This window comes from Streptomyces sp. A0592 (assembly GCF_004795115.1).
GTDB classification, from domain to species: Bacteria; Actinomycetota; Actinomycetes; order Streptomycetales; family Streptomycetaceae; genus Streptomyces; species Streptomyces erythrochromogenes.
Map to the genome: position 1 here is coordinate 56269 of NZ_SSBM01000014.1, position 19767 is coordinate 76035.

16 protein-coding genes are annotated in these 19767 nt (G+C 72.9%); 10 read left to right on the forward strand and 6 right to left on the reverse strand.

Features of this window, described 5'->3' with window-relative positions; translation table 11 throughout:
- Positions 1–15: 15 nt before the first annotated feature.
- The 4 genes from E6U81_RS21035 to E6U81_RS21050 all read left to right on the forward strand — a co-directional run bounded on the left by E6U81_RS21035 (position 16) and on the right by E6U81_RS21050 (position 4119).
- Positions 16–1260: an alkaline phosphatase family protein gene (locus tag E6U81_RS21035; RefSeq protein WP_136231640.1), complete on the forward strand. Its 1245-nt coding sequence runs from the start codon at positions 16–18 to the stop codon at positions 1258–1260.
- A gap of 19 nt (positions 1261–1279) precedes the next feature.
- Positions 1280–2527 carry an MFS transporter gene (locus E6U81_RS21040; protein ID WP_136231641.1) on the forward strand — a complete coding sequence of 416 codons (1248 nt, stop codon included), beginning with the start codon at positions 1280–1282 and terminating at the stop codon, positions 2525–2527.
- Between the two features lie 9 nt (positions 2528–2536).
- A complete protein-coding gene (locus E6U81_RS21045; RefSeq protein WP_136231642.1) occupies positions 2537–3463 on the forward strand; it encodes an SDR family oxidoreductase in 927 nt (308 codons plus the stop codon).
- Between the two features lie 104 nt (positions 3464–3567).
- A complete protein-coding gene (locus E6U81_RS21050; protein WP_136231643.1) occupies positions 3568–4119 on the forward strand; it encodes a hypothetical protein in 552 nt (183 codons plus the stop codon).
- A gap of 20 nt (positions 4120–4139) precedes the next feature.
- Here the strand turns inward: E6U81_RS21050 and E6U81_RS21055 are convergent, their stop codons facing one another.
- Positions 4140–4913, reverse strand: a complete 774-nt coding sequence (locus tag E6U81_RS21055; protein ID WP_136231644.1) for a TetR/AcrR family transcriptional regulator — start codon at positions 4911–4913, stop codon at positions 4140–4142.
- Between the two features lie 106 nt (positions 4914–5019).
- On the opposite strand from E6U81_RS21055, the gene E6U81_RS21060 reads away from it, so the two are divergent.
- Positions 5020–7287: an excinuclease ABC subunit UvrA gene (locus tag E6U81_RS21060; RefSeq protein WP_136231645.1), complete on the forward strand. Its 2268-nt coding sequence runs from the start codon at positions 5020–5022 to the stop codon at positions 7285–7287.
- Positions 7288–7586: 299 nt separating this feature from the next.
- Here E6U81_RS21060 and E6U81_RS21065 read toward each other — a convergent pair whose 3' ends face one another.
- Positions 7587–8669, reverse strand: coding sequence for an enoyl-CoA hydratase/isomerase family protein (locus E6U81_RS21065; RefSeq protein WP_136231646.1), 1083 nt, complete (start codon positions 8667–8669; stop codon positions 7587–7589).
- A 49-nt stretch (positions 8670–8718) separates the two neighbouring features.
- On the reverse strand, positions 8719–9279 hold the full coding sequence (locus E6U81_RS21070; RefSeq protein ID WP_136231647.1) for a DUF6434 domain-containing protein: 561 nt from the start codon (positions 9277–9279) through the stop codon (positions 8719–8721).
- A gap of 138 nt (positions 9280–9417) precedes the next feature.
- Between E6U81_RS21070 and E6U81_RS21075 the strand changes: the two genes are divergently transcribed.
- The 4 genes from E6U81_RS21075 to E6U81_RS21090 all read left to right on the forward strand — a co-directional run bounded on the left by E6U81_RS21075 (position 9418) and on the right by E6U81_RS21090 (position 13882).
- On the forward strand, positions 9418–9999 hold the full coding sequence (locus tag E6U81_RS21075) for a hydrolase (RefSeq protein WP_136231648.1): 582 nt from the start codon (positions 9418–9420) through the stop codon (positions 9997–9999).
- 51 nt (positions 10000–10050) lie between these two features.
- Positions 10051–11163 carry a saccharopine dehydrogenase gene (locus tag E6U81_RS21080; RefSeq protein ID WP_136231649.1) on the forward strand — a complete coding sequence of 371 codons (1113 nt, stop codon included), beginning with the start codon at positions 10051–10053 and terminating at the stop codon, positions 11161–11163.
- Complete coding sequence (locus E6U81_RS21085) at positions 11160–11816, forward strand: TetR/AcrR family transcriptional regulator (protein WP_136231650.1); 657 nt, start codon at positions 11160–11162, stop codon at positions 11814–11816. The genes E6U81_RS21080 and E6U81_RS21085 overlap by 4 nt, the downstream gene beginning before the upstream one ends.
- Positions 11817–11881: 65 nt before the next feature.
- On the forward strand, positions 11882–13882 hold the full coding sequence (locus E6U81_RS21090) for an NAD-binding lipoprotein (protein WP_136231651.1): 2001 nt from the start codon (positions 11882–11884) through the stop codon (positions 13880–13882).
- A 31-nt stretch (positions 13883–13913) separates the two neighbouring features.
- On the opposite strand, the gene E6U81_RS21095 is transcribed toward E6U81_RS21090, so the two are convergent.
- The 3 genes from E6U81_RS21095 to E6U81_RS21105 all read right to left on the reverse strand — a co-directional run bounded on the left by E6U81_RS21095 (position 13914) and on the right by E6U81_RS21105 (position 18601).
- Positions 13914–15884: an NAD(P)/FAD-dependent oxidoreductase gene (locus tag E6U81_RS21095; protein ID WP_136231652.1), complete on the reverse strand. Its 1971-nt coding sequence runs from the start codon at positions 15882–15884 to the stop codon at positions 13914–13916.
- Between the two features lie 126 nt (positions 15885–16010).
- Positions 16011–16748, reverse strand: coding sequence for a carbonic anhydrase (locus E6U81_RS21100; RefSeq protein WP_240803937.1), 738 nt, complete (start codon positions 16746–16748; stop codon positions 16011–16013).
- An 11-nt stretch (positions 16749–16759) separates the two neighbouring features.
- Positions 16760–18601 (reverse strand): ABC transporter ATP-binding protein, encoded by a 1842-nt coding sequence (locus tag E6U81_RS21105; RefSeq protein WP_136231653.1) that lies wholly within the window; start codon positions 18599–18601, stop codon positions 16760–16762.
- 126 nt (positions 18602–18727) lie between these two features.
- On the opposite strand from E6U81_RS21105, the gene E6U81_RS21110 reads away from it, so the two are divergent.
- On the forward strand, positions 18728–19765 hold the full coding sequence (locus tag E6U81_RS21110) for an AraC family transcriptional regulator (protein WP_136231654.1): 1038 nt from the start codon (positions 18728–18730) through the stop codon (positions 19763–19765).
- Positions 19766–19767 lie beyond the last annotated feature (2 nt).

Here is a 19767-nt window from a genome sequence, read left to right on the forward strand (position 1 = left end):
TGAGGAGAACCGCCCATGCCCACGCCCCCACCCCCACCTGCACCGACGGCGCGCACGAGACGCCGCGACCTGTGGTCCGCGGTCGTCGCCGGGATCGGCACGCTCGGCCTGCTCGGCGCCCTCACGGTCGCCAACTCACAGGCGGCCGAGCCCGGTGCGTCCGCTCACGCCGCCGCGGCGGCGGCCCTGCCCGCCTACGACCACGTCGTGGTGGTCGTGTACGAGAACAAGCAGTACGGGGAGATCATCGGGAGCGCGAACGCCCCGTACATCAACCAGCTGGCGAACGGCGGCGCGAGCCTGACCGGCATGAAGGCGCTCACCCACCCCAGCCAGCCGAACTACTTCAACCTCTTCTCCGGATCCACGCAGGGCATCACCGGGGACGGCTGCTACACGCCGCAGTCGATGACGGCGCCCAACCTCGGCCAGGAGCTGATCGCGGCCGGCAAGACCTTCGCGACGTACAACGAGGACCTGCCGGGCGAGGGTTCCACGGTCTGCACGAACGGCCAGTACGCGCAGAAGCACAATCCGTGGTTCGCCTTCAAGAACGTGCCGCTGAACACCGGGAAGACGTGGACGCAGTTCCCGCAGAACGACTTCGCGGCGCTGCCCGACCTGTCCTTCGTGGTCCCCAACCAGTGCAACGACATGCACTCGTGCTCCGTCGGCACCGGTGACACCTGGACGAGGAACAACATCGACGCCTACGCGCAGTGGGCGAAGGCCAACAACAGCCTGCTGGTGCTCACCTGGGACGAGGACAACTACCTGGGCTCGAACCAGATCGCCACCGTCTTCCACGGCGCGAAGGTCAAGACGGGCAAGTACGCCACGGCCTTCAACCACCACCACCTGCTGCGGACCTTCGAGGACCTCTTCGGCACGGCGACGCACGCGGGCAACGCGGCCAACGTCCAGCCGATCAGCGAGGTGTTCGACACCTCGACGCAGCCCACACCGACGCCGACCCCCACCCCGACCCCGACCCCGGGCGGTCTGAAACTGGCCGACCCGGGCCCGCAGACCTGCAAGTTCAACCAGTCCTGCACCGTCCTGCTCAGCGCCACCGGCGGCAGTCCGCCGGTCCGTTACGCGGCCACCGGCCTGCCCTGGGGTCTGACCGTCGACGCCGCCACCGGCCGGATCGGCGGCAGGCCGTGGTCCGTCGGCACGATCCAGGTCACCGCGACCGCGACCGACACCACGGGCACGACCGTCACGGCCGCCTTCCCGCTCACCGTCAACTGGTTCTGACCCCGCCCCGGAGGCATCCGTGTACCTGTCGACCGGCCGGGCAGCGGACGCCTCCGCGGACACCCCGGTCCCGAAGGGCCCCCTACGGGCCGTGCCCGGCACGGTGTTCGCGCTCGGACTGGTCAGCCTGGTCACGGACGTCTCCGCGGAGATGGTCACCGCCGTCCTGCCGCTGTACCTGATGGCCGGACTCGGCATGTCCCCGCTCGCGTTCGGCGCCCTGGACGGTCTCCACCAGGGCGCCACCGCGCTGCTGCGCCTCGCCGGCGGCCGGATCTGCGACCGGACCCGCCGCCACAAGCTCGTCGCCGGCACCGGGTACGCGCTGTCCGCGGCGTGCAAGGCGGCACTGCTCGCCGTCACCACCCCCTGGTCGGTGGCGGCGGTGCTCGCCGCGGACCGGACCGGGAAGGGGCTGCGCACCGCCCCGCGCGACGCGCTGATCTCGCTGTCGGTACCGCCCGGGATGCAGGGCCGCGCCTTCGGGGTGCACCGGGCGCTCGACACGACGGGCGCGCTGCTGGGGCCGCTGGCCGCCTTCGGGGTGCTGTGGGTGGCGGTGGACGGGTACGCGGCGGTCTTCACCGTGAGCGCTTGCGTCGCCGTCCTGGGCGTCGTGATGCTGGCGCTCTTCGTACGGGAGGCCCCGGCTCCCGCGGCTCCCCGCGCCAGCGCGCAACCGCCCGTACGCTCCCTCCTGCGGATCACGGGCCTGCGGCGGCTGTGCCTGACGGCCGCCGTGCTGGGCCTGTTCACCGTCGGCGATGCCTTCCTCTACCTGCTGCTCCAGCGCCGCCTGGACCTGTCGGCCGCGTACTTCCCGCTGCTGCCCGTCGGTACGGCGGCCGTCTTCCTGCTGGCCGCGGTGCCCGTGGGCCGGCTCGCCGACCGGGTGGGGCGCGGCCGGGTCTTCCTCGGCGGGCACGCAGCCCTGCTCGGCGCCTGCCTGCTGCTCCTGGCCCCGCTGCCGGCCGGGGCGGCGGTGGCCGTCGGCGTGCCGGCGCTGCTCGGCCTGTTCTACGCGGCCACCGACGGAGTCCTGATGGCCGCCGCCGGGCCGCTGCTCCCGGCCGGGCTGCGTACGACGGGGCTGGCGGTGCTGCAGACGGCGCAGGCGCTGGCCCGGTTCGGCGGGTCCGTGCTGTTCGGGGCGGCCTGGACGGTGTGGGGGCCGGGCGCGGCGCTGGCCGGAGCGGCGGGCGGGCTGCTGCTGTCCCTTTCGGCGGTCTCCGTGTTGGGCGGGCTCCGGGCGGGCGGCCCGTCGTAGGGTCGTGCCATGACTCTCGAAGGTGCCGAAGGTCTCGAAGGCAGGGTGGCCCTCGTCGCGGGAGCGACGCGGGGCGCGGGCCGGGGCATCGCGGTCCAGTTGGGGGCGCGGGGCGCGACCGTGTACGTGTCGGGGCGCAGCACCCGGGGCCGCCGTTCGGAGTACGACCGGCCCGAGACGATCGAGGAGACCGCGGAGCTGGTCACCGCGGCGGGCGGCCGGGGGATCGCGGTGGTCGCCGACCATCTGGTGCCGGGCGAGGTGGAGGCGCTGGTGCGGCGGATCGACGCCGAACAGGGCCGCCTCGACGTGCTGGTCAACGACATCTGGGGCGGGGAGCTGCTCTTCGAGTGGGACAGCACGGTCTGGGAGCACGACCTGGACAAGGGGCTGCGGCTCTTGCGGCTGGCGGTGGAGACGCATGCCATCACCAGCCACTTCGCGGTGCCGTTGCTGCTGCGCGAGCCCGGCGGCCTGGTGGTGGAGATGACGGACGGCACCACCGATTACAACGCGACCCACTACCGGGTCTCCTTCTTCTACGACATCGCCAAGTCCTCGGTGCTGCGGATGGCGTTCGCGCTCGGGCACGAGCTGGGCCGGCGCGGGGCGACGGCGGTGGCGCTGACGCCGGGCTGGCTGCGCTCGGAGATGATGCTCGACGCCTACGGCGTGACCGAGGAGACCTGGCGGGACGCGCTGGCCAAGTCCCCGCACTTCGCGATCTCCGAGACCCCCGCGTACGTGGGCCGCGCGGTCGCGGCGCTCGCCGCGGACCCGGAAGTCTCCCGCTGGAACGGCCAGTCCCTCTCCAGCGGCCGCCTGGCCCAGGTCTACGGCTTCACGGACCTGGACGGCAGCCGCCCGGACGCCTGGCGCTACCTGGTCGAAGTCCAGGACCCCGGCCGCCCGGCGAACACCACCGGCTACCGCTAGGCCGTCTCTTCCGGATCCCGGACGGCGCGTGATTCCGTCCACGTAGGGTGGGGCGGGGACCCGCGTCGCGCGGTCCGTACGGGACGCGGGGGCAACCGGACGTGATGAACAAGCAGGCTCGAACGCAATGGTGGGAGGGGCTGCCCGCCGGGATCCGCAACCAGATTGACGGGTACGTCCTCCAGGACTCGCTGATGGCGGCGATCCGTGTCGTCACCGAGATCGGATTGGCCCCCGACGGAATCGGGGCCGCCACCGCGCAGCTCATCGTCGGCGACCGGTACGCGCACCACGGTGACCGGATCGCCCGAGAGCCCGACACTCCCCTGGACCATGAGTCGTTGGTTCGGCGCGTCGGAGGGATCCTCGGCAGCGTCGTGGCGATCGAGGCGGTCTGGGACGGCGACACCGTCCACGACTGGTTCGTGCGGCTGCTGGCCATCACAGCCGAACCGGCAGAGGAGTACGCACTGGCCTTCATCCACCGGTCCCTGGCCGAACGCCACCTCGGAGAAGGCGCGAAGCTCGATGGCCGCCATCCCGTGGCTGTGGCGGCCGAGAGGGCCGGCGGGGACCTCGCGGCCCACCTCTGCGTCCCCTTCCACTTCTCGAGCCCGGACACACCGGACGACGATGCCCCCCGCTGGCAGCCCTGAGCACGGCATCCGGCAACGGGCTACGGGGTGGCGCGGGAGGCCGGACGGTCGGCCAGGCGGTGGGACAGGCCGTCCAGGACGCACTGGAGGCCGAAGGTCCAGATCGTCCCGGGGTGGTAGCCGGCGACCGCGGTGCCGACGCGGCCGGCGAGCGGGTAGCGGTCGGGGTCCAGGGCGCGCTCCAGCAGCGGGGCGCTGACGGCCCACCAGTCCTCCTGGCTCTGGCGGCTGTTGTGGTCGGCGTCGTCGGCGGCGGCCAGCGCGTTGGCGTGCACGAAGCCCAGCAGGTGCGTCAGGGCCGCGTCCATCTCGGTGTCGGTGAGCCCGATCCCCTCGAAGGCCGCCAGCTCGTACTCGTACTTCCCGATCACCCCGGGGCCCAGCGGCGGGCGGGTGACGGCCAGGTCGGCGATCCAGGGGTGGCGGACCATCAGGTCCCGGTTGTCCTCGGCCACCCGGGTCACGTGGACCTGCCAGGGCTCCTTCGGGTCCGCCGGCCGGCGCTCCATGTGCAGGTACGCGTCGTCGAGCATCAGGTCGAGCAGCTCGGCCTTGCCGGGTACGTAGGTGTAGACGGTCATCGGCGTCACGCCGAGCCGCTGCGCCAGCGCCCGCATCGTCAGTGCGGGCAGTCCCTCCTCGTCGGCGAGCAGGGTCGCGGCGCGGACGACGGCGTCCACGCTGAGGCCCTGGCGCGGGCCGCGCCGGCCGGGCTGCGCCGGCTGTCCGGGCTCGCGCCACAGCAGCTCCAGCGTGCGGACGGGGTCTCCCGCCCCGCTCCGGTCCTTCTCCATGTCCCGGCCTCCGAACCTTCGCCATTAATTGACTACACCGTATAGAGTACAACGTATAGAGTAAAGCGCAGAGAGTAAGCCGAGACGCCGCACCTCGAGGAGTTCCGTGCACATCGCCGCCGACAACCACCAGGTCATCCAGGTCCGGGGAGCCCGGGAGAACAACCTCGCCGACATCTCTCTGGACATCCCCAAGCGCCGCCTGACGGTCTTCACCGGTGTCTCCGGCTCCGGTAAGTCCTCCCTCGTGTTCGGCACCATCGCCGCCGAGTCGCAGCGGATGATCAACGAGACGTACACCGCGTTCCTCCAGTCCTTCATGCCGAGCCTCGGCCGGCCGGACGTGGACGGACTGCACAATCTGAGCGCCGCCATCGTGGTCGACCAGGAGCGGATGGGCGCGGGCTCCCGCTCCACCGTGGGCACCGCCACCGACGCCTACACCATGCTGCGGATCATCTACTCCCGCGTCGGCACGCCCCACATCGGCACGTCCAGCGCGTTCAGCTTCAACAACCCCGACGGCATGTGCCCGCGCTGCGAGGGCGTCGGCGAGATCAACGACATCGACGTGGACCAGCTGGTCGACCGCGAACTCACGCTCAACGAGGGCGCGATCACCGTCCCCGGCTTCGCCGTGGAGTCCTGGTACTGGCAGAACATGGCCAACTCCGGCTTCTACTCCCCCGACACCAAGCTGAAGGACTTCACCGAGCAGGAGTGGGCCGACTTCCTGCACAAGAGCGCGGTGAAGGTGAAAGCCGGTTCCAACGGCTTCACCTACGAGGGCCTGATCACCAAGATCACCCGCCTCTACCTGGCCAAGGACCGCGAGTCCATGCAGCCCCACATCCGCGCCTTCGTGGACCGCGCGGTGATCTTCACGGCCTGCCCGGACTGCGGGGGCACCCGCCTCTCGGCGGCCGCACTGTCCTCGCTCATCCAGGGCGTGAACATCGCCGAGTGCGCGTCGATGCAGATCAGCGAGCTGGCCGCCTTCGTGCGCCGGATCGACGATCCCGCCGTGGCCCCGATGCTGGCCAACCTGCGGGGCCTGCTCGACTCCCTCGTCGAGATCGGCCTGGGCTACCTCAGCCTGGACCGCCCCTCTGGCACGCTCTCCGGCGGCGAGGCCCAGCGCGTGAAGATGGTCCGGCACCTGGGCTCCTCCCTCACGGACGTCACGTACGTCTTCGACGAGCCCACCACCGGCCTGCACCCGCACGACATCCAGCGCATGAACGACCTGCTGCTGCGGCTGCGCGACAAGGGCAACACCGTGCTGGTCGTGGAGCACAAGCCCGAGGTCATCGCGATCGCCGACCACGTCGTCGACCTCGGCCCGGGCGCCGGCACGGCCGGCGGACAGCTCTGCTACAGCGGGGACGTGGCCGGGCTGCGCACCTCCGGCACCCTCACCGGCCGCCACCTCGGGCACCGGGCGGGGCTGCGGGAGTCCGTGCGCACCCCGCGCGGCCACCTGTCGGTGAAGGGCGCCGACCTGCACAACCTGAAGGACGTCAGCGTGGACGTGCCGCTCGGCGTGCTCACGGTGGTGACCGGTGTCGCGGGATCCGGGAAGAGCTCGCTGATCCACGGCTACCTTTCCGGGCGCGAGGGGGTGGTGGTGGCCGACCAGTCGCCGATCCGCGGTTCGCGCCGGTCCAACCCGGCCACCTACACCGGGCTGCTGGGGCCGATCCGGACGGCCTTCGCCAAGGCCAACGGCGTGAAGGCGGCGCTGTTCAGCGCGAATTCGGAGGGCGCCTGCCCGAAGTGCAACGGCCTGGGGCTCGTCTACACGGACCTGGCGATGATGGCCGGGGTGGCCACGGTGTGCGAGGAGTGCGAGGGCAAGCGGTTCACGCCCGAGGTGCTCACGTACCGGCTGCGCGGCAAGAACATCAGCGAGGTGCTGAACATGCCGGTCTCGGAGGCGCACGAGTTCTTCTCCACCGGGCAGGCGCGGGCCGTCCTGGGCCGCCTGTCCGACGTGGGCCTCTCCTACGTGCGGCTCGGCCAGCCGCTCAACACCCTGTCGGGGGGCGAGCGGCAGCGGCTGAAGCTCGCGATCAGCATGGCGGAGAAGTCCTCGACGTACATCCTGGACGAGCCGACGACCGGACTGCACATGGCCGATGTCGACAAACTGCTGGCCCTGCTGGACCGGCTGGTCGACGACGGCAACTCGGTGATCGTCATCGAGCACCACCAGGCCGTGATGGCGCACGCCGACTGGCTGATCGACATCGGCCCCGGCGGCGGGCACTCCGGCGGCCAGGTCGTCTTCGAGGGCACTCCGGCCTCGCTGGTGGCCGAGGGCGACACGCTGACCGCCCGCCACCTGCGGGAGTACGTCGGCGCGGACGCGTAGGCCGGTGCGGGGCGGTGGCCGTCGCGCGCGGCGGCCACGGCCTGCGTGCGACGGTCCCGCAGCCGCCCGCACGCCTGGCGGTACTCGGGCAGGCGGGCAGGTCCGGCTCGGCCCGAACCCTGGTCGCGAGGCGGAACCGGCAACGACGACATGCCACCTGCCTGCGTCCGGCCGCCGGTCGCCCCCGGCCGGGCCTTGACTGCCCGCCGCGAGGCCCGTGCCGGGGGGCCGTGGCACGTGCGCGCTGCGCGGGACCGGCCCCCTCGATCCGAGCCCCTCACCCCCGCACCCCCGGAGGGCTACGGCAGGCGCAGCTCGCGGTCCTCGCCCAGCGGGGCGAAGAACCGCTCGACGTCGGCATCGCCGACATCGGCCAGGGTCGGCGGGGACCAGCGCGGGTTGCGGTCCTTGTCCACGACCTGCGCCCGGATGCCCTCCACCAGGTCGGGCGAGGTCAGCGCGTTGCAGGAGACCCGGTACTCCTGGGCCAGCGCCTCCTCCGGCGTACCGAGGACCGCGGCCCGGCGCACCGCGGCGAGGGTGACCTTCAGCGCGGTCGGGGACTTGGCCAGGATCGTCTCGGCGGCCTCCTTCGCCGCCGGGCCGCCCGGGCCGTCCTGGGCGAGCAGCCTGTCCAGGATCTCCTCGACCGTGTCGGCCGCGTAGCACCGGTCGATCCAGGACCGCGCGCCGGCGAGCACCCCGGGCTCGGGCGTGGCGGCGTAGCGCGGCAGGACCTCGTCGGCGGGTGCCGTGGCGAGCGCGGCGGTGAGCTCCGGGAGGCGTGCGGCGGGTACGAAGTGGTCCGCCAACCCGCAGAGCAGCGCGTCCGCTGCGCCCACGGCGGTGCCGGTGAGGGCGAGATGGGTGCCGAGGCGGCCGGGGGCGCGGCCCAGCAGCCAGGTCCCGCCGACGTCCGGGACGAAGCCGATGCCGGTCTCAGGCATGGCCACGCGGGAGCGTTCGGTGACGACCCGGACGCTGCCGTGGGAGGAGACGCCGACGCCGCCGCCCATGACGATGCCGTCCATGAGGGCGACGTACGGCTTGGGGTAGCGGGCGATGCGGGCGTTGAGCCGGTACTCGTCGCGCCAGAAGCCGGCGGAGGCGGTGTTCCCGGCCTTGGCGTCGTCGTGGATGGCCCGGATGTCGCCGCCCGCGCACAGCCCGCGCTCGCCGGCCCCGCGGATCAGGACCTGCCCCACGGCGGGGTCGTCCGCCCAGGCGTCGAGGGCCTCGGCGATCCGCAGCACCATGGGGTGGGTGAGGGCGTTGAGGGCTCTGGGGCGGTTGAGGGTGACCACACCGGTCCGCCCCTCGACGTGGATCAGGACGGTGTCGTCGGAGGGGGCCTTGGTCTCGGCCTCGGGTTCGCTCTTCACGCCGATCAGTATCTCCGTGACCGCGGCCGGGGCTGCCGGCCGCCCGAGGTCAGTCGCGGGGGCGGGCCCGGTGGGCCTGCCAGGCCGCCAGGGCGTCCGCGCGGGCGCCGTCGGGGTGGCGGGCGTGCCAGTCGCGCAGGAAGCGGTTGAACTCGAACTGGGCGCCGACCTCCTGGGGTCCGGCCGCCCGCTCCCGGGTCGCGTGCCAGTGCCCGACGGCCTCGGCGAGGGTGTGCCCCGCGTGCCCGGCGACGTAGTCCCGCATGAAGGCGTCGAAGTGGAAGCCGGGTCCGATCTCCCGAACGAAGTACTCGCGCAGCACCTGGCTGCAGCGCTGCCCCTGCGGGATCACCGTCGTCCCGTCGACGGGGGCGGCGAGTTGCCGCCCCGCACGGCGGGGCGCGGCGGGTCCCGTGGCCGCGGGCTCGGGCAGGCCGTCGAGCGCGGCGGCGAGCCGGGCAGTGACGGCGGCCTTCCCGCCCCGGGCGGTCACGCCCATCTGCCGGGCCAGTCCGGTCAGTTCGGCGAGGGTCCAATACCAGCGCAGCAGTTCCGCCCCGGTCAGCGCCGTCGACAGGAGGGGGCGCACCTCCCCCGCATTCGTACTCATGTTCGCATTCTAGGCGGTTCTCCCGTCGCGCGACATGCCGTGGCGATCGGCGGGGCGGCGCGGCCGCTTCTGACAGGCTTTCCCCTCGGGCCGAGCGCCCGCGGCGAACCGGCCGCACCCGGATTCGAAGGAGCGCGCATGCCCGCCGACCCGAACGGCCTCGCCCTCGGCGAGGACACCGCCCTGGTCCTCATCGACCTGCAGACGGGCATCCTGGCCCTGCCCACGACCAGGCCCGCCGCCGAGCTCCTGGAGCGGGGCGTCGCGCTCGCCGCGGCGTTCCGCGCCCGCCGGCTGCCCGTGGTCCTGGTCAAGGTGGCCTGGTCGCCGGACGGCGGGGACCTTCCCACCGCCAACGTGGACCGCCCGGGTCCGGCCGCCGCCCCGCCCGCCGCGTTCTCCGAGATCCCCGCCGAACTCGCCGCCCTCGGGGACGTGGTCGTCACCAAGCGCCACTGGGGCGCCTTCACAGGTACCGAGCTGGACCTCCAGCTCCGCCGCCGCGGCATCCACCGCATCGTCCTGGCCGGGATCTCCACCAGCGTCGGCGTCGAGTCCACCGCCCGCACGGCGTGGGAGCTCAGCTACGACCTGGTCTTCCCGGAGGACGCCACCGCCGACACCGACGCCGACTCCCACGCGCACACCTTCGGCAAGATCTTCCCGCGCATCGGCAAGGTGAGCACCACCGACGAGGTCGTCGCCGCCCTGCGCCCCTGACCGCGGACGCCCGTTTCACATTTCTAGGTCAATCGACCTAGAATCTGCGTCATGACTGATGCCCTGCGGCACGACCCGTCCGCCCCCGTCCTGATCACCGGGGGGTACGGAACCGTCGGCGCCGAGATCGCCCGTATGGTCGCCCCCGGCTCCCCGATCCTGCTCACCGGCCGCTCGCCCGAGCGCGGGCGGGCCCTGGCCGACGAGACGGGTGCCGACGTGCGCGCGTGGGACCTCGGCTCCGCCGCGCCCTTCCGCGCTGACGTGAGGGCCGTGGTCAACGCGGTCAACGACCCGGAGGACCGCGTCCTGCGCGCCGCTGTCGAAGGCGGCGTCCCGTACGTCGACATCACCCGCTGGACGGCCCGGATGCAGCGGGCGGTCACCGTGGCGACCCTGCTGGGACCGGCCGCACCCGTCCTGCTGTCCTCGGCCTGGATGGGCGGGGTGAGCAGCCTCGTCGCCGCGTCGCTCGCCGCCGGTCTGGGCGGCGCCGAGCAGGTGGAGATCGCCGTCCGCTGGGACATGGCCGACCGGTCCGGCGCGGACTCGGTGGAGTTCATGGACCGGCTCGGTGTGGGCTTCGAAGTGGTCGACGGCGGGCGCCGCCGGTTCGCCGACCCGCTCACGGAAGCCCGTACGGTCATCATCGGCGGAACTCCCGTACGGGTCGCGCGCATCGACACCCCGGAGCAGTTCACCCTCCCGCTGACCCTCGCCACCTCCACCGCGGCCACCCGCATCGGCTTCAGCTCCCCGGCCGCCACCCGCGCGCTCCTCGCCCTGCGGGGCACCGGCTTCTTCCACTGGGCCGGCGGGGAGCGCTGGGCGCCCGCGCGCCGCGCTCTGCTCCACTCGCCCGGGGACGGCGGTACGGCGCAGCTGCGCGTCGACGTGTCACACGGCGGGCGCAGCCGCACCGCGACCGTCACCGACGCGCGCGGCCAGGGCCATCTGACCGCCGTCGGGGCGTTCCTGGGCCTGCAGCGCGTGCTGGGCACCGACGGGGCGCCACCGCCGCGGGGAGTGGTCTTCCCCGAGCAGCACCCCGACCCGGTCGCAGCGGCCGCCCGGCTCGCGGACCACGGCGTACGCGTCGAGCTCGACCGGGCGGGGGCTGGGGCGGGGGCTGGGGCGGGGGCTGGGGCGGGGGCCGCGGCATGAACCCCGAGAAGCCCGTCAGCCCCGAGAGCACCGAGGGTCCCGTCCACCCGCCGGCGCCGACCCCGAAGGGGCACCAGCGGCGTGCGGCCCTGCTGGACGCGGCGGAGCACGTCCTCGGCTCGGCGGGCGGCGCCGAACTGACGATGCGGGCGGTCGCCGACGCGGCGGGCGTGCGGCTGGGCCACCTCCAGTACTACTTCCCGGCCCGTTCCGATCTTCTGACCGCCCTGCTCGACCGCGTCCTCGCGTCCTCGCTGGCACGCGTCGCCGCCCTCGCGGGGGCCGGCGACGCGGCGGGCGACCCGGCGGCCGTCCTGGACACCCTCCTCGGTGACCACGACGACCCGTCCCTGGTACGGCTGTTCACCGAGGTGTGGGCCATGGCCGCGCACGACGAGGCCGCGGCCGGGGCCGTCCGCGCCTTCTACGCCGCGTACGCCGGGCATGTGTCCCGCTTCGTCCGCGACCGCTCCCCCGGCCTGGACCCGGTCGCGGCGCACTCCCGCGCCGAGGTCTTCGTGATGCTCATGGAGGGCGCGAGCCTGTTCCGTTCGGGCATCGCCGGGCGCGCCGCCCCGGCCACCGATGCCGCGCTCCGCCGTACCCTGCTCGACCTGCTCGGACTTCCCGGCCCCGAGGGCGGGCCCGCATAGGCCGGTTCGAGCCGTAACCGGGCGGGCTCCCACCGGTTAGCAGCTCGGAAGACGAGGGAGCACCCATGGCACAGCAGCACACGACGTCCCTGCGGCTGCGCCTGCGGTACCGGTTCGACAACCTGGTGGCGGGGGGAACCACCCCGCTCATCGGGTGGCTGGCGCTGGCCTGCCTGGCCGTAGTGGTCCCGGCGAGCGCGGTGCTCGTCTGGGCCGACCGGGCGGCGCCGCCCACCGTCCCGGGGCGGCTCACGGCCGTATGGGTCAGCGTTGGGCAGACCCTCAAGCTCGGGGGCGCGGTCGGCTCGCCGCTCTACGTGCTCGCCTCGGTGACGCTGGCCCTGGTGGCCCTGCTGTTCGTGTCGACGCTGGTCGGTCTGATCACCACCGGCATCAACGGGCGCATCCTGTCGCTGCGCCGCGGGCACTCCACGGTGCTGGAGGCAGGGCACACCGTCGTCCTGGGCTGGTCCGACCAGATCTTCCCGGTGGTCTCGGAGCTCGTCGCGGCCAACGCCAACCAGCGCCGGTCCGCCATCGCCGTCCTCGCCCCGAAGGACAAGGTGGACATGGAGGACGAGGTCGCCACGGGCCTCGGCGGCACGGGACGCCGCACGGGCGGCACGGGCGGCACGGGCGGCACCCGGATCATCTGCCGCAGCGGCCCCACCACCGATCCGACGGCGCTGGCCCGGGTCAGCCCGCAGACGTCCAAGGCGGTCCTCGTGCTGCCTCCCGACGGGGACTCGGGCGACGCCCACGTGGTGAAGACCCTGCTCGCCCTCGACGCCGCGCTCCCGCGCCCGCGCGACACGGTGGTGGTCGCCGCGGTCCGCGACTCCCGCAACCACCTCACCGCCAGGCTGGCGGCCGGGCCCGGCGGGCACGTGCTGTGCGCCGACGAGATCATCGCCCGGCTCCTCGTCCAGACCGCCCGCCAGCCCGGGCTCTCCCTCGTCTACCAGGACCTGCTGGACTTCGACGGCGACGAGTTCTACACCGCCGCCGCGCAGGCTCTCGCCGGACGCACCTTCGGCGAGGCCCTCCTGGCGTTCACCACGTCCTCGGTGGTCGGACTTCTGCACGCCGACGGCCGTGTCGTGCTCAATCCGGATCAGGGCACGCATATCGCCGCGGACGACCGGATCATCCTGGTCTCCGAGGACGACGACACGGCCGTGCCGGAGCCGGCGGGCCCCTGGGTCGAAGAGGACGCGATCGTCACCGCCCGCCCCCGGTGCCGTTTCGCCGAACGACTGCTCCTTCTCGGCTGGAACCGTCGCGCACCGCTCGTCGTCGAGCAGCTCGACGAGTTCGTGAGCCCCGGCACCACCCTGGACGTCGTGGCCCTTGGCGACGGGGCGACGCTGCGGGCCGCAGCCGAGGTCGCCGCCGCGCGCGTCCGTCTCGAAGTGGCCTTCCACAGCGGGGACATCACCGACCCTGACGTCCTGGCCAAACTGGACGTGCCGTCCTACGACAGCGTGATCGTGATCGGCGAGGCGGACCGCGAGAGCGCCGCCGTGGCCGTGCCCGCGGTCCCGACCGCGGCCGCGGCGCCCGGCGCGGCAACGCCCGCCTTCGCCCCGGAGCCCGCAAGCGCCACGGACGACCGGACCCTGGTGACGCTGCTGCACCTGCGGGCGATCGGGGAGGCCGCGGGCTGCGAACTCCCGCTCACCACCGAGATGTCCGACGACGGCAACCGCCTGCTGGCTCCTGCCCGGGCCGGCGCCGACTTCATCGTCAGCGGCCGGCTGATCAGCCTCCTGATGACGCAGATCTCGGAGAGCGCGCATCTCGCCGACGTGTTCGAGGAGTTGTTCAAGGCGGAGGGCAGCGAGTTCTATCTGAGGCCGGTGGCGGACTACGTCCGCACCGACCGTGAGGTGGCGTTCGCGACAGTGGTCGAGTCGGCGCGCCGCCGCCGCGAGTGCGCGGTCGGCTACCGGCTGCGCGCGCAGTCCGCCACGGCTCCCTCGTACGGTGTGCGGCTCAATCCCGACAAGCGGCAGCGGGTGCGCTTCGGCGAGCACGACTGGGTGGTCGTGCTCGCCGAGAGCTGAGCCGGTGGCCACCGGCCGCCGGCCGCCGGTCTCACGCCGAGGTGTGGACCTCCAGGGCGGTGCGCACCGCGGATTCCAGGGCTCCTTCGATCCACGCCGGCTTGATGGAGGTGTGGCAGCCCGCGAAGTGCAGGTTCCCCTCCGGCCTGCGTACGTGCGGGAAGAGCTCGGTGTGCTGGCCGGGCAGCAGTACGGAGGCCTCGCCGTAGGCGTACGGGTCGCGCATCCAGGACTGGGTCCGTCCGACGCCGGTGTAGAACACCTCGATCCGCTGCCCGAACACCTCCTGGACGCCGGCCAGGGCGCGGGGGTAGCGCTCGTCGTCGTCCAGGGAGTCCCACTTCAGGGCGTCGTCCGACCAGCTGTAGGAAGCGAGCACGACCCCGCCCCGGCTGCCCTCGACGGGGTAGGACGGCTGGAACATGAAGCGGTTGGGGTTGTCGGTGGCCGAGCCGCCGCCGATGACCCCGGCGGCCTCGGGCTGGTCGCGGGTGAGGCTGCGGCAGGCCGCGTAGTGGGCCCGCTGGGCACCGGAGATGCCGCTGCGCGCCACGGAGGAGTGGGCACCCAGCAGCGTGCCGTCCTCGGGGGTCTGCCCGAGCTGGTACTTGCGGTACAGACCCGGCTGCACGGCTTCCAGTTCGCGCTTCCAGTCGGCCTCGTCGAACTCCCACCAGCGGCGGCTGAACTCCAGCAGCACCTTGGTGGCCGCGTCGTAGTGCAGCTCGGTGATCGCGCGCCGCTTGCCGTAGGAGAGGGCGGGGGTGACGGGGATGTGTCGCAGGCCGGAGAAGGGGACGGTGATGATGGCGGTCTCGCCGGTGAAGGTCTCGCGCTGCACGGGGCGGCCGCCGCGGCCCTCGGAGACGGTGTCGACGGTGACCCTGCCCTCCCCGTGGGTGATCCGGGTGGCGCGCCGGTCGAGCCGCACGATGTCCTCGACCCGGGCGTAGAGGGCGTCGGCCAGGGTGGCGGTGCCGCCGGGCAGTTCGAAGAAGGCGGTGTCGGGGCTGATGAGGGAGGCCCCGATGAAGCTGTGCACGAAGGCGAGGTGGAGGCGGGAGGTGAGGTTCTCGACGGTGCCGATGAGGTCGATGGTGCGCTCGTCGAGCTTCGCCTCCTCCGTCAGGTACCGGTACATCGACATGTGGCCGTAGCGCTGGATGATGCGGGCCCAGCCTTCGACGAGCGCCTTGTCCTTCTTGCCCTCGATCTCCTTGCGTACGGGGGCGAAGGCGTTGCGGACGATCTGTGCGGCGGGGATCGACTCGTAGGCCGCAGGCACCCCGAAGGAGCGGTTGAGGGTCTGCGGGCTGCGCGCGTAGTCGGCGCGGCGGACGCGGACGCCGTTGACGAAGATCCAGGTGCGGTGGGCGGGGCGGCCGGAGCCGTCGACGTCGACCAGGTGGAAGCGCCGGCGCTTGAGGCCGAGGCTGTCGATCAGTCCGGTCACCAGCGGGTGGCTGTCGGGGATCCGCATGGCGCCGGCTTCGGCGTACTGCTTGGGGTCGGCGAAGGCGGCGGGGGACTTCTCGTGTCCGCCGGTGCGGAAGGTCTTGATCCGGCCGCCGACGCGGTTGCCGTTGGCCTCGATGACGGTGACCTCGTGGCCGGCCTCGCGCAACAGGTGGGCGGCGGTCAGACCGGCCGGTCCGGCGCCTACGACGAGCACCTTCCTGCGGGGCATGCGCGAGCGCGGCAGGCCGTTCGTGAGGAGGATGTCCGTGTAACGCGGCACCAGGGGCTCGTCGTCGTCGCCCCGTACGAGGACGGCCCGGGCGATCGTGAGGCAGGTCTCCCAGTCCGGGCGCGCGGAACCGGCCGGCGCCTGCGGGGTCCCGGCGGACGCGGTGGCGGCCGTCAGGGCGCCGGCTCCCGCGACCGCGGCGGCGCCGGCGATGAGCGTGCGGCGGGAGGGGCGTCGTGCGGTGTCCGCCGCGGGCTGGGGGGCAGGGTCGGGCTCGGGGTCGGAGCCGGGCGTCGGGGAGGAGTCGGTGATCATGAGTCAACTCTCCCGGCCCCCGGGAACCTTGATCGCCGAAAGGCGCCCCGGCGGGAAACAACCACCCGGACGTGCGGCCTCGCCCGCACGGGGTTGACGAACGGGGTTTCGTACGCCTGCGTGCGCTCAGTGCACCAGCCGCACGCGCTGGCTGGTGAGTTCGTACCGGGCGCCCACGACGGCCAGCGCCCCGGCGGCGGTCCTGGCGGCCATCTCGGGCTCCGCGGCCAGCCTCCCCCGCACCAGCCGTACGTTCGCGGTGATCGCGGCGTCGATCCGCGCGGCTCCCCGGAGCCCGCGGTCGATGGCGGGGCGGATCTGGTCGACCAGGTACTGCATGTGGCCCGGGAGCGGCGGTCCGCCCTCGGCGGCCCGCACGGCCGCGGCGACGGCCCCGCACGACTGGTGCCCCAGGATGACGACGAGCGGGATGCGCAGCTCCAGGACCCCGTAGGCGATGCTGCCGAGGACCGCCTCGTCCAGGACCTCGCCCGCCGAGCGCACGGTCAGCAGGTCGCCGAGCCCCTGGTCGAAGACCAGTTCCGGCGGGACGCGGGAGTCGACGCAGCCGAGGACGACGGCGAACGGGTGCTGGCCGGCGACCAGCGTGCGCCGCACGGTGCGCGTCTGGTCGGGGTGGCGCTCGTGGTAGGTCCGCCAGCGTCCGTTCCCCGACACCAGTTCGCGGAGCGCCGACTCCGGTGTGGTGGGCCGCGATCCGGCTCCTCCCCCGGGCGGGGCGGCCATGGGCACGTGGGCGGAACCGGCCACCAGCCCGGCCCCCACGGCGGCCACGCCCGTCAGCACCGCCCGGGCCAGCCGACGCCGTCCCGGGACCTCTTGACCTTCAGCTTCGACGCTCACATCGGGACAAACTATTCACTTTCGACCATCCTGCTCCGCAGGACACGGCCTCGGTTCCGTTGGGTGTCGTGCAGGAATCCGCCCGACTGGTGCTTCCACAGCTTCGCGTAGGCCCCTTCGGAGGCCAGGAGCTCCCGGTGCGAGCCCTGCTCCACGATCCGGCCGCGGTCGAGGACGACGAGCTGGTCCATGGTGGCCACCGTGCTCAGCCGGTGCGCGACCACGAGGGCCGTGCGGCCCTCCATGAGCCGCCACAGCGCCTCCTGGACGAGGATCTCGCTCTCCGAGTCCAGGGCACTGGTCGCCTCGTCGAGCAGCAGGATCGGCGCGTCGCGCAGGATCGCCCGGGCGAGGGCGACCCGCTGGCGCTGTCCGCCGGACAGTTTGACGCCGCGTTCGCCGACCATGGTGTCGAAACCGTCCGGCAGCGCGTCGGCGAACTCCGCGACGTGCGCCGCCTCGGCCGCACGGCGGATCTCGGCCTCGGTGGCACCCGGCCGGGCGAACGCGATGTTCTCCCGCAGCGTGCGGTGGAACATCGCCGGGTCCTGCGGAACGTAGGCGAGCCGGCTGCGCAGGTCCGCCTGCCGCAGCCGGCTGATGTCCTGGCCCCCGATCATGATCCGGCCGCCGTCCACGTCCGTCATCCGCAGCAGCAGCCGGGTGAGCGTGGTCTTGCCGCCGCCGGAGCGGCCGACGAGACCGATCTTCGACCCGCTGGGGACGTCCAGGTCCAGGCCCTCGAAGAGCGGCTTCGCACCGCCGTGGGAGAAGTTCACCCGCTCGAACCGGACGTCGGCGCTCTCGGACCGCAACGGCTCCGGGGTCTCCGGGTCGAGCACCGTGGGCGGCTGCAGCAGCAGTTCGGTGAACTGCGCGGCCTCCGTCATCGAGCTCTCCAGGCGGCGGTAGATCTGGTTGAACTCGAACATGATGCGGGTCGCGTTGGCGTAGTAGGTGAAGGTGACGATGATCGCCTCCACGCCGTGCTCCCCCGCGCCGAGGGCGACGGCGAGCAGCAGGCCCAGCACGTTGGTCAGTACGGACAGGGGTGCGACCAGGGTGTCGATGCGCAGGTTGCCGTAGTCCCACGAACGGAGCGTCAGGCGCCGCGACTGCGCGACGCGGGACTGGTGCTCGGCGGCCTCCCGGTCCTCGGCGGCGAACGCCCGGACCGTGTCCATGTTCATCAGGCTGTCCGCGACGTGGCCCGAGACCCTGGCGATGGCTTCCTCGCGCTGGGCCACGAGGGTCTGGCGGCGCCGGATGAGGGGGGTGACGCAGACGGCCGTCAGGGTGATCAGCGCGAGGAGTCCGACGACGAGCATCGGTTCGTACTGCCACAGCACCACGGACGCGAAGAGCAGCGGCACGAAGCTGCCCATGACGGAGAACGTGAGCGTGTCGACGAACTCCTCGAAGCGGGAGGCGAAGCTCAGGACCCGCTTGGTCAGCGAGCCGGCGAAGTTGTCGTGGAAGAACGCCGCGTCCTTCGCGAACAGTTCGTCCATGCCGATGACGTAGAGGTGCTCGATGCCGCGGGCGTCGAGCCGGTTGAGGCAGTGCAGCCCGATCCGCCACAGCGTCTCCGCGAGCAGCAGGACCCCGGCGAAGCCGAGGACGTAGGGCAGCATCGCGTCGATTCCGGCGGCGCCGCCGTCGGCGACCTGGCCGACGAGCTTGGCGACGATCAGCGGCGCGACGTAGAAGATGCCGATGTTGCCCAGCGCCGGGAGCAGCATGGCCGGAGCGGTCAGCCGGCGCAGGCGCGCCAACTCCCGTCCGTAGTAGCGAAGTGCGAGGAGGACCGAGCCCCTGCTCGGCATGCTTTCGGGCGATTTTGGTGAACCCATCCCAAACCCTGTGTTGTCGGACCAGCAGGCAGGAGTCGGAGTGTCCCGTACGGACGCCGGGGCGGTCCACGCGTTTTCCGGCCGCCGAAGAGCTGTTCGAGGCCGCTTGATAGCCTCGCTGCTGCCATGCACCCGTCCGCGATCAACGGCACCGTTTCGGCCCACCTCACCCGTTCCCTCGTCGCCGCCCTGGCCGACCCCCGCGCCGGTGGGCTCTCCCGGCTGCCCGACCTCGGCGCCGAGGTGCTCGGCGACGACAGGGCCCGGGTCTCGACCGCGTCCCTCCTGGCCGTGTGGGAGAACCTGGTCCTGGCAGAACCCCACACCCTCATCGGGCCGTTGATCCTCGAAGAGGCCCCGATCGGCACATTCGGGCTCTGGGACTACTTGATCACCAGCGGCCCGACCCTGCGGGAATCACTGGCGCAGGCCGTGGACCTGATCGCCGTGCTCGGTGATCCGGCGGCGGAGAAGCTGATCGTCGAGGAGGACGGCAATCGTTTCACCGTCCGCCATGCGACGGGCAGTTGGGGACCGGACGTGGTCGAGGCCGTCGACCTCTTCGCCCTGTCGCTGTTCCTGACCCGCGCCAGGTCGGCGACCGGCCGCGCCATCGTGCCGTCCCGGGTCACGGTCACCCATCGGGCGCCCCGCCGGTCCCGGCAGCTGGCCCGGCTGTTCGGCACCGACCGGATCCACTTCGGTGCACCGTACAACTCGATCTCCTTCACCGAGGACGACGTACGGGTGCCGTTGCCCAGGGCGCAGCCGGGGGTGGACAGGATCCTGGTGCAGCACGCGGAGCTGGTCCTGGCGGCTTCCCAGCCGGTGCTCGGCTGGCTCGACCGCTTCCGGGCCGTGCTCCGCGCGGCCTTCCGGGACGGCGCCGTCAGTCTGGAGGAGGTGGCCCGCCGTCTGGCGGTGAGCCCTCGCACGCTCCAACGGCGGCTCGCCGAGCACGACACGACGTGGCGGGAGCAGACCGAGCTCGTACGGCACGAGCTCACCGTGGACCTGCTGCACACGACCGACCTGCCGCTGCAGGCCGTGGCCGGCCGGGTCGGCTACAGCGACGTCCGCGTCCTGCGCCGCGCGGTCCGCCGCTGGTCGGGACAGACCCCGGCCGAACTCCGCAGAGCCGCCCCGGCCGACCTGACGGGGTGAAG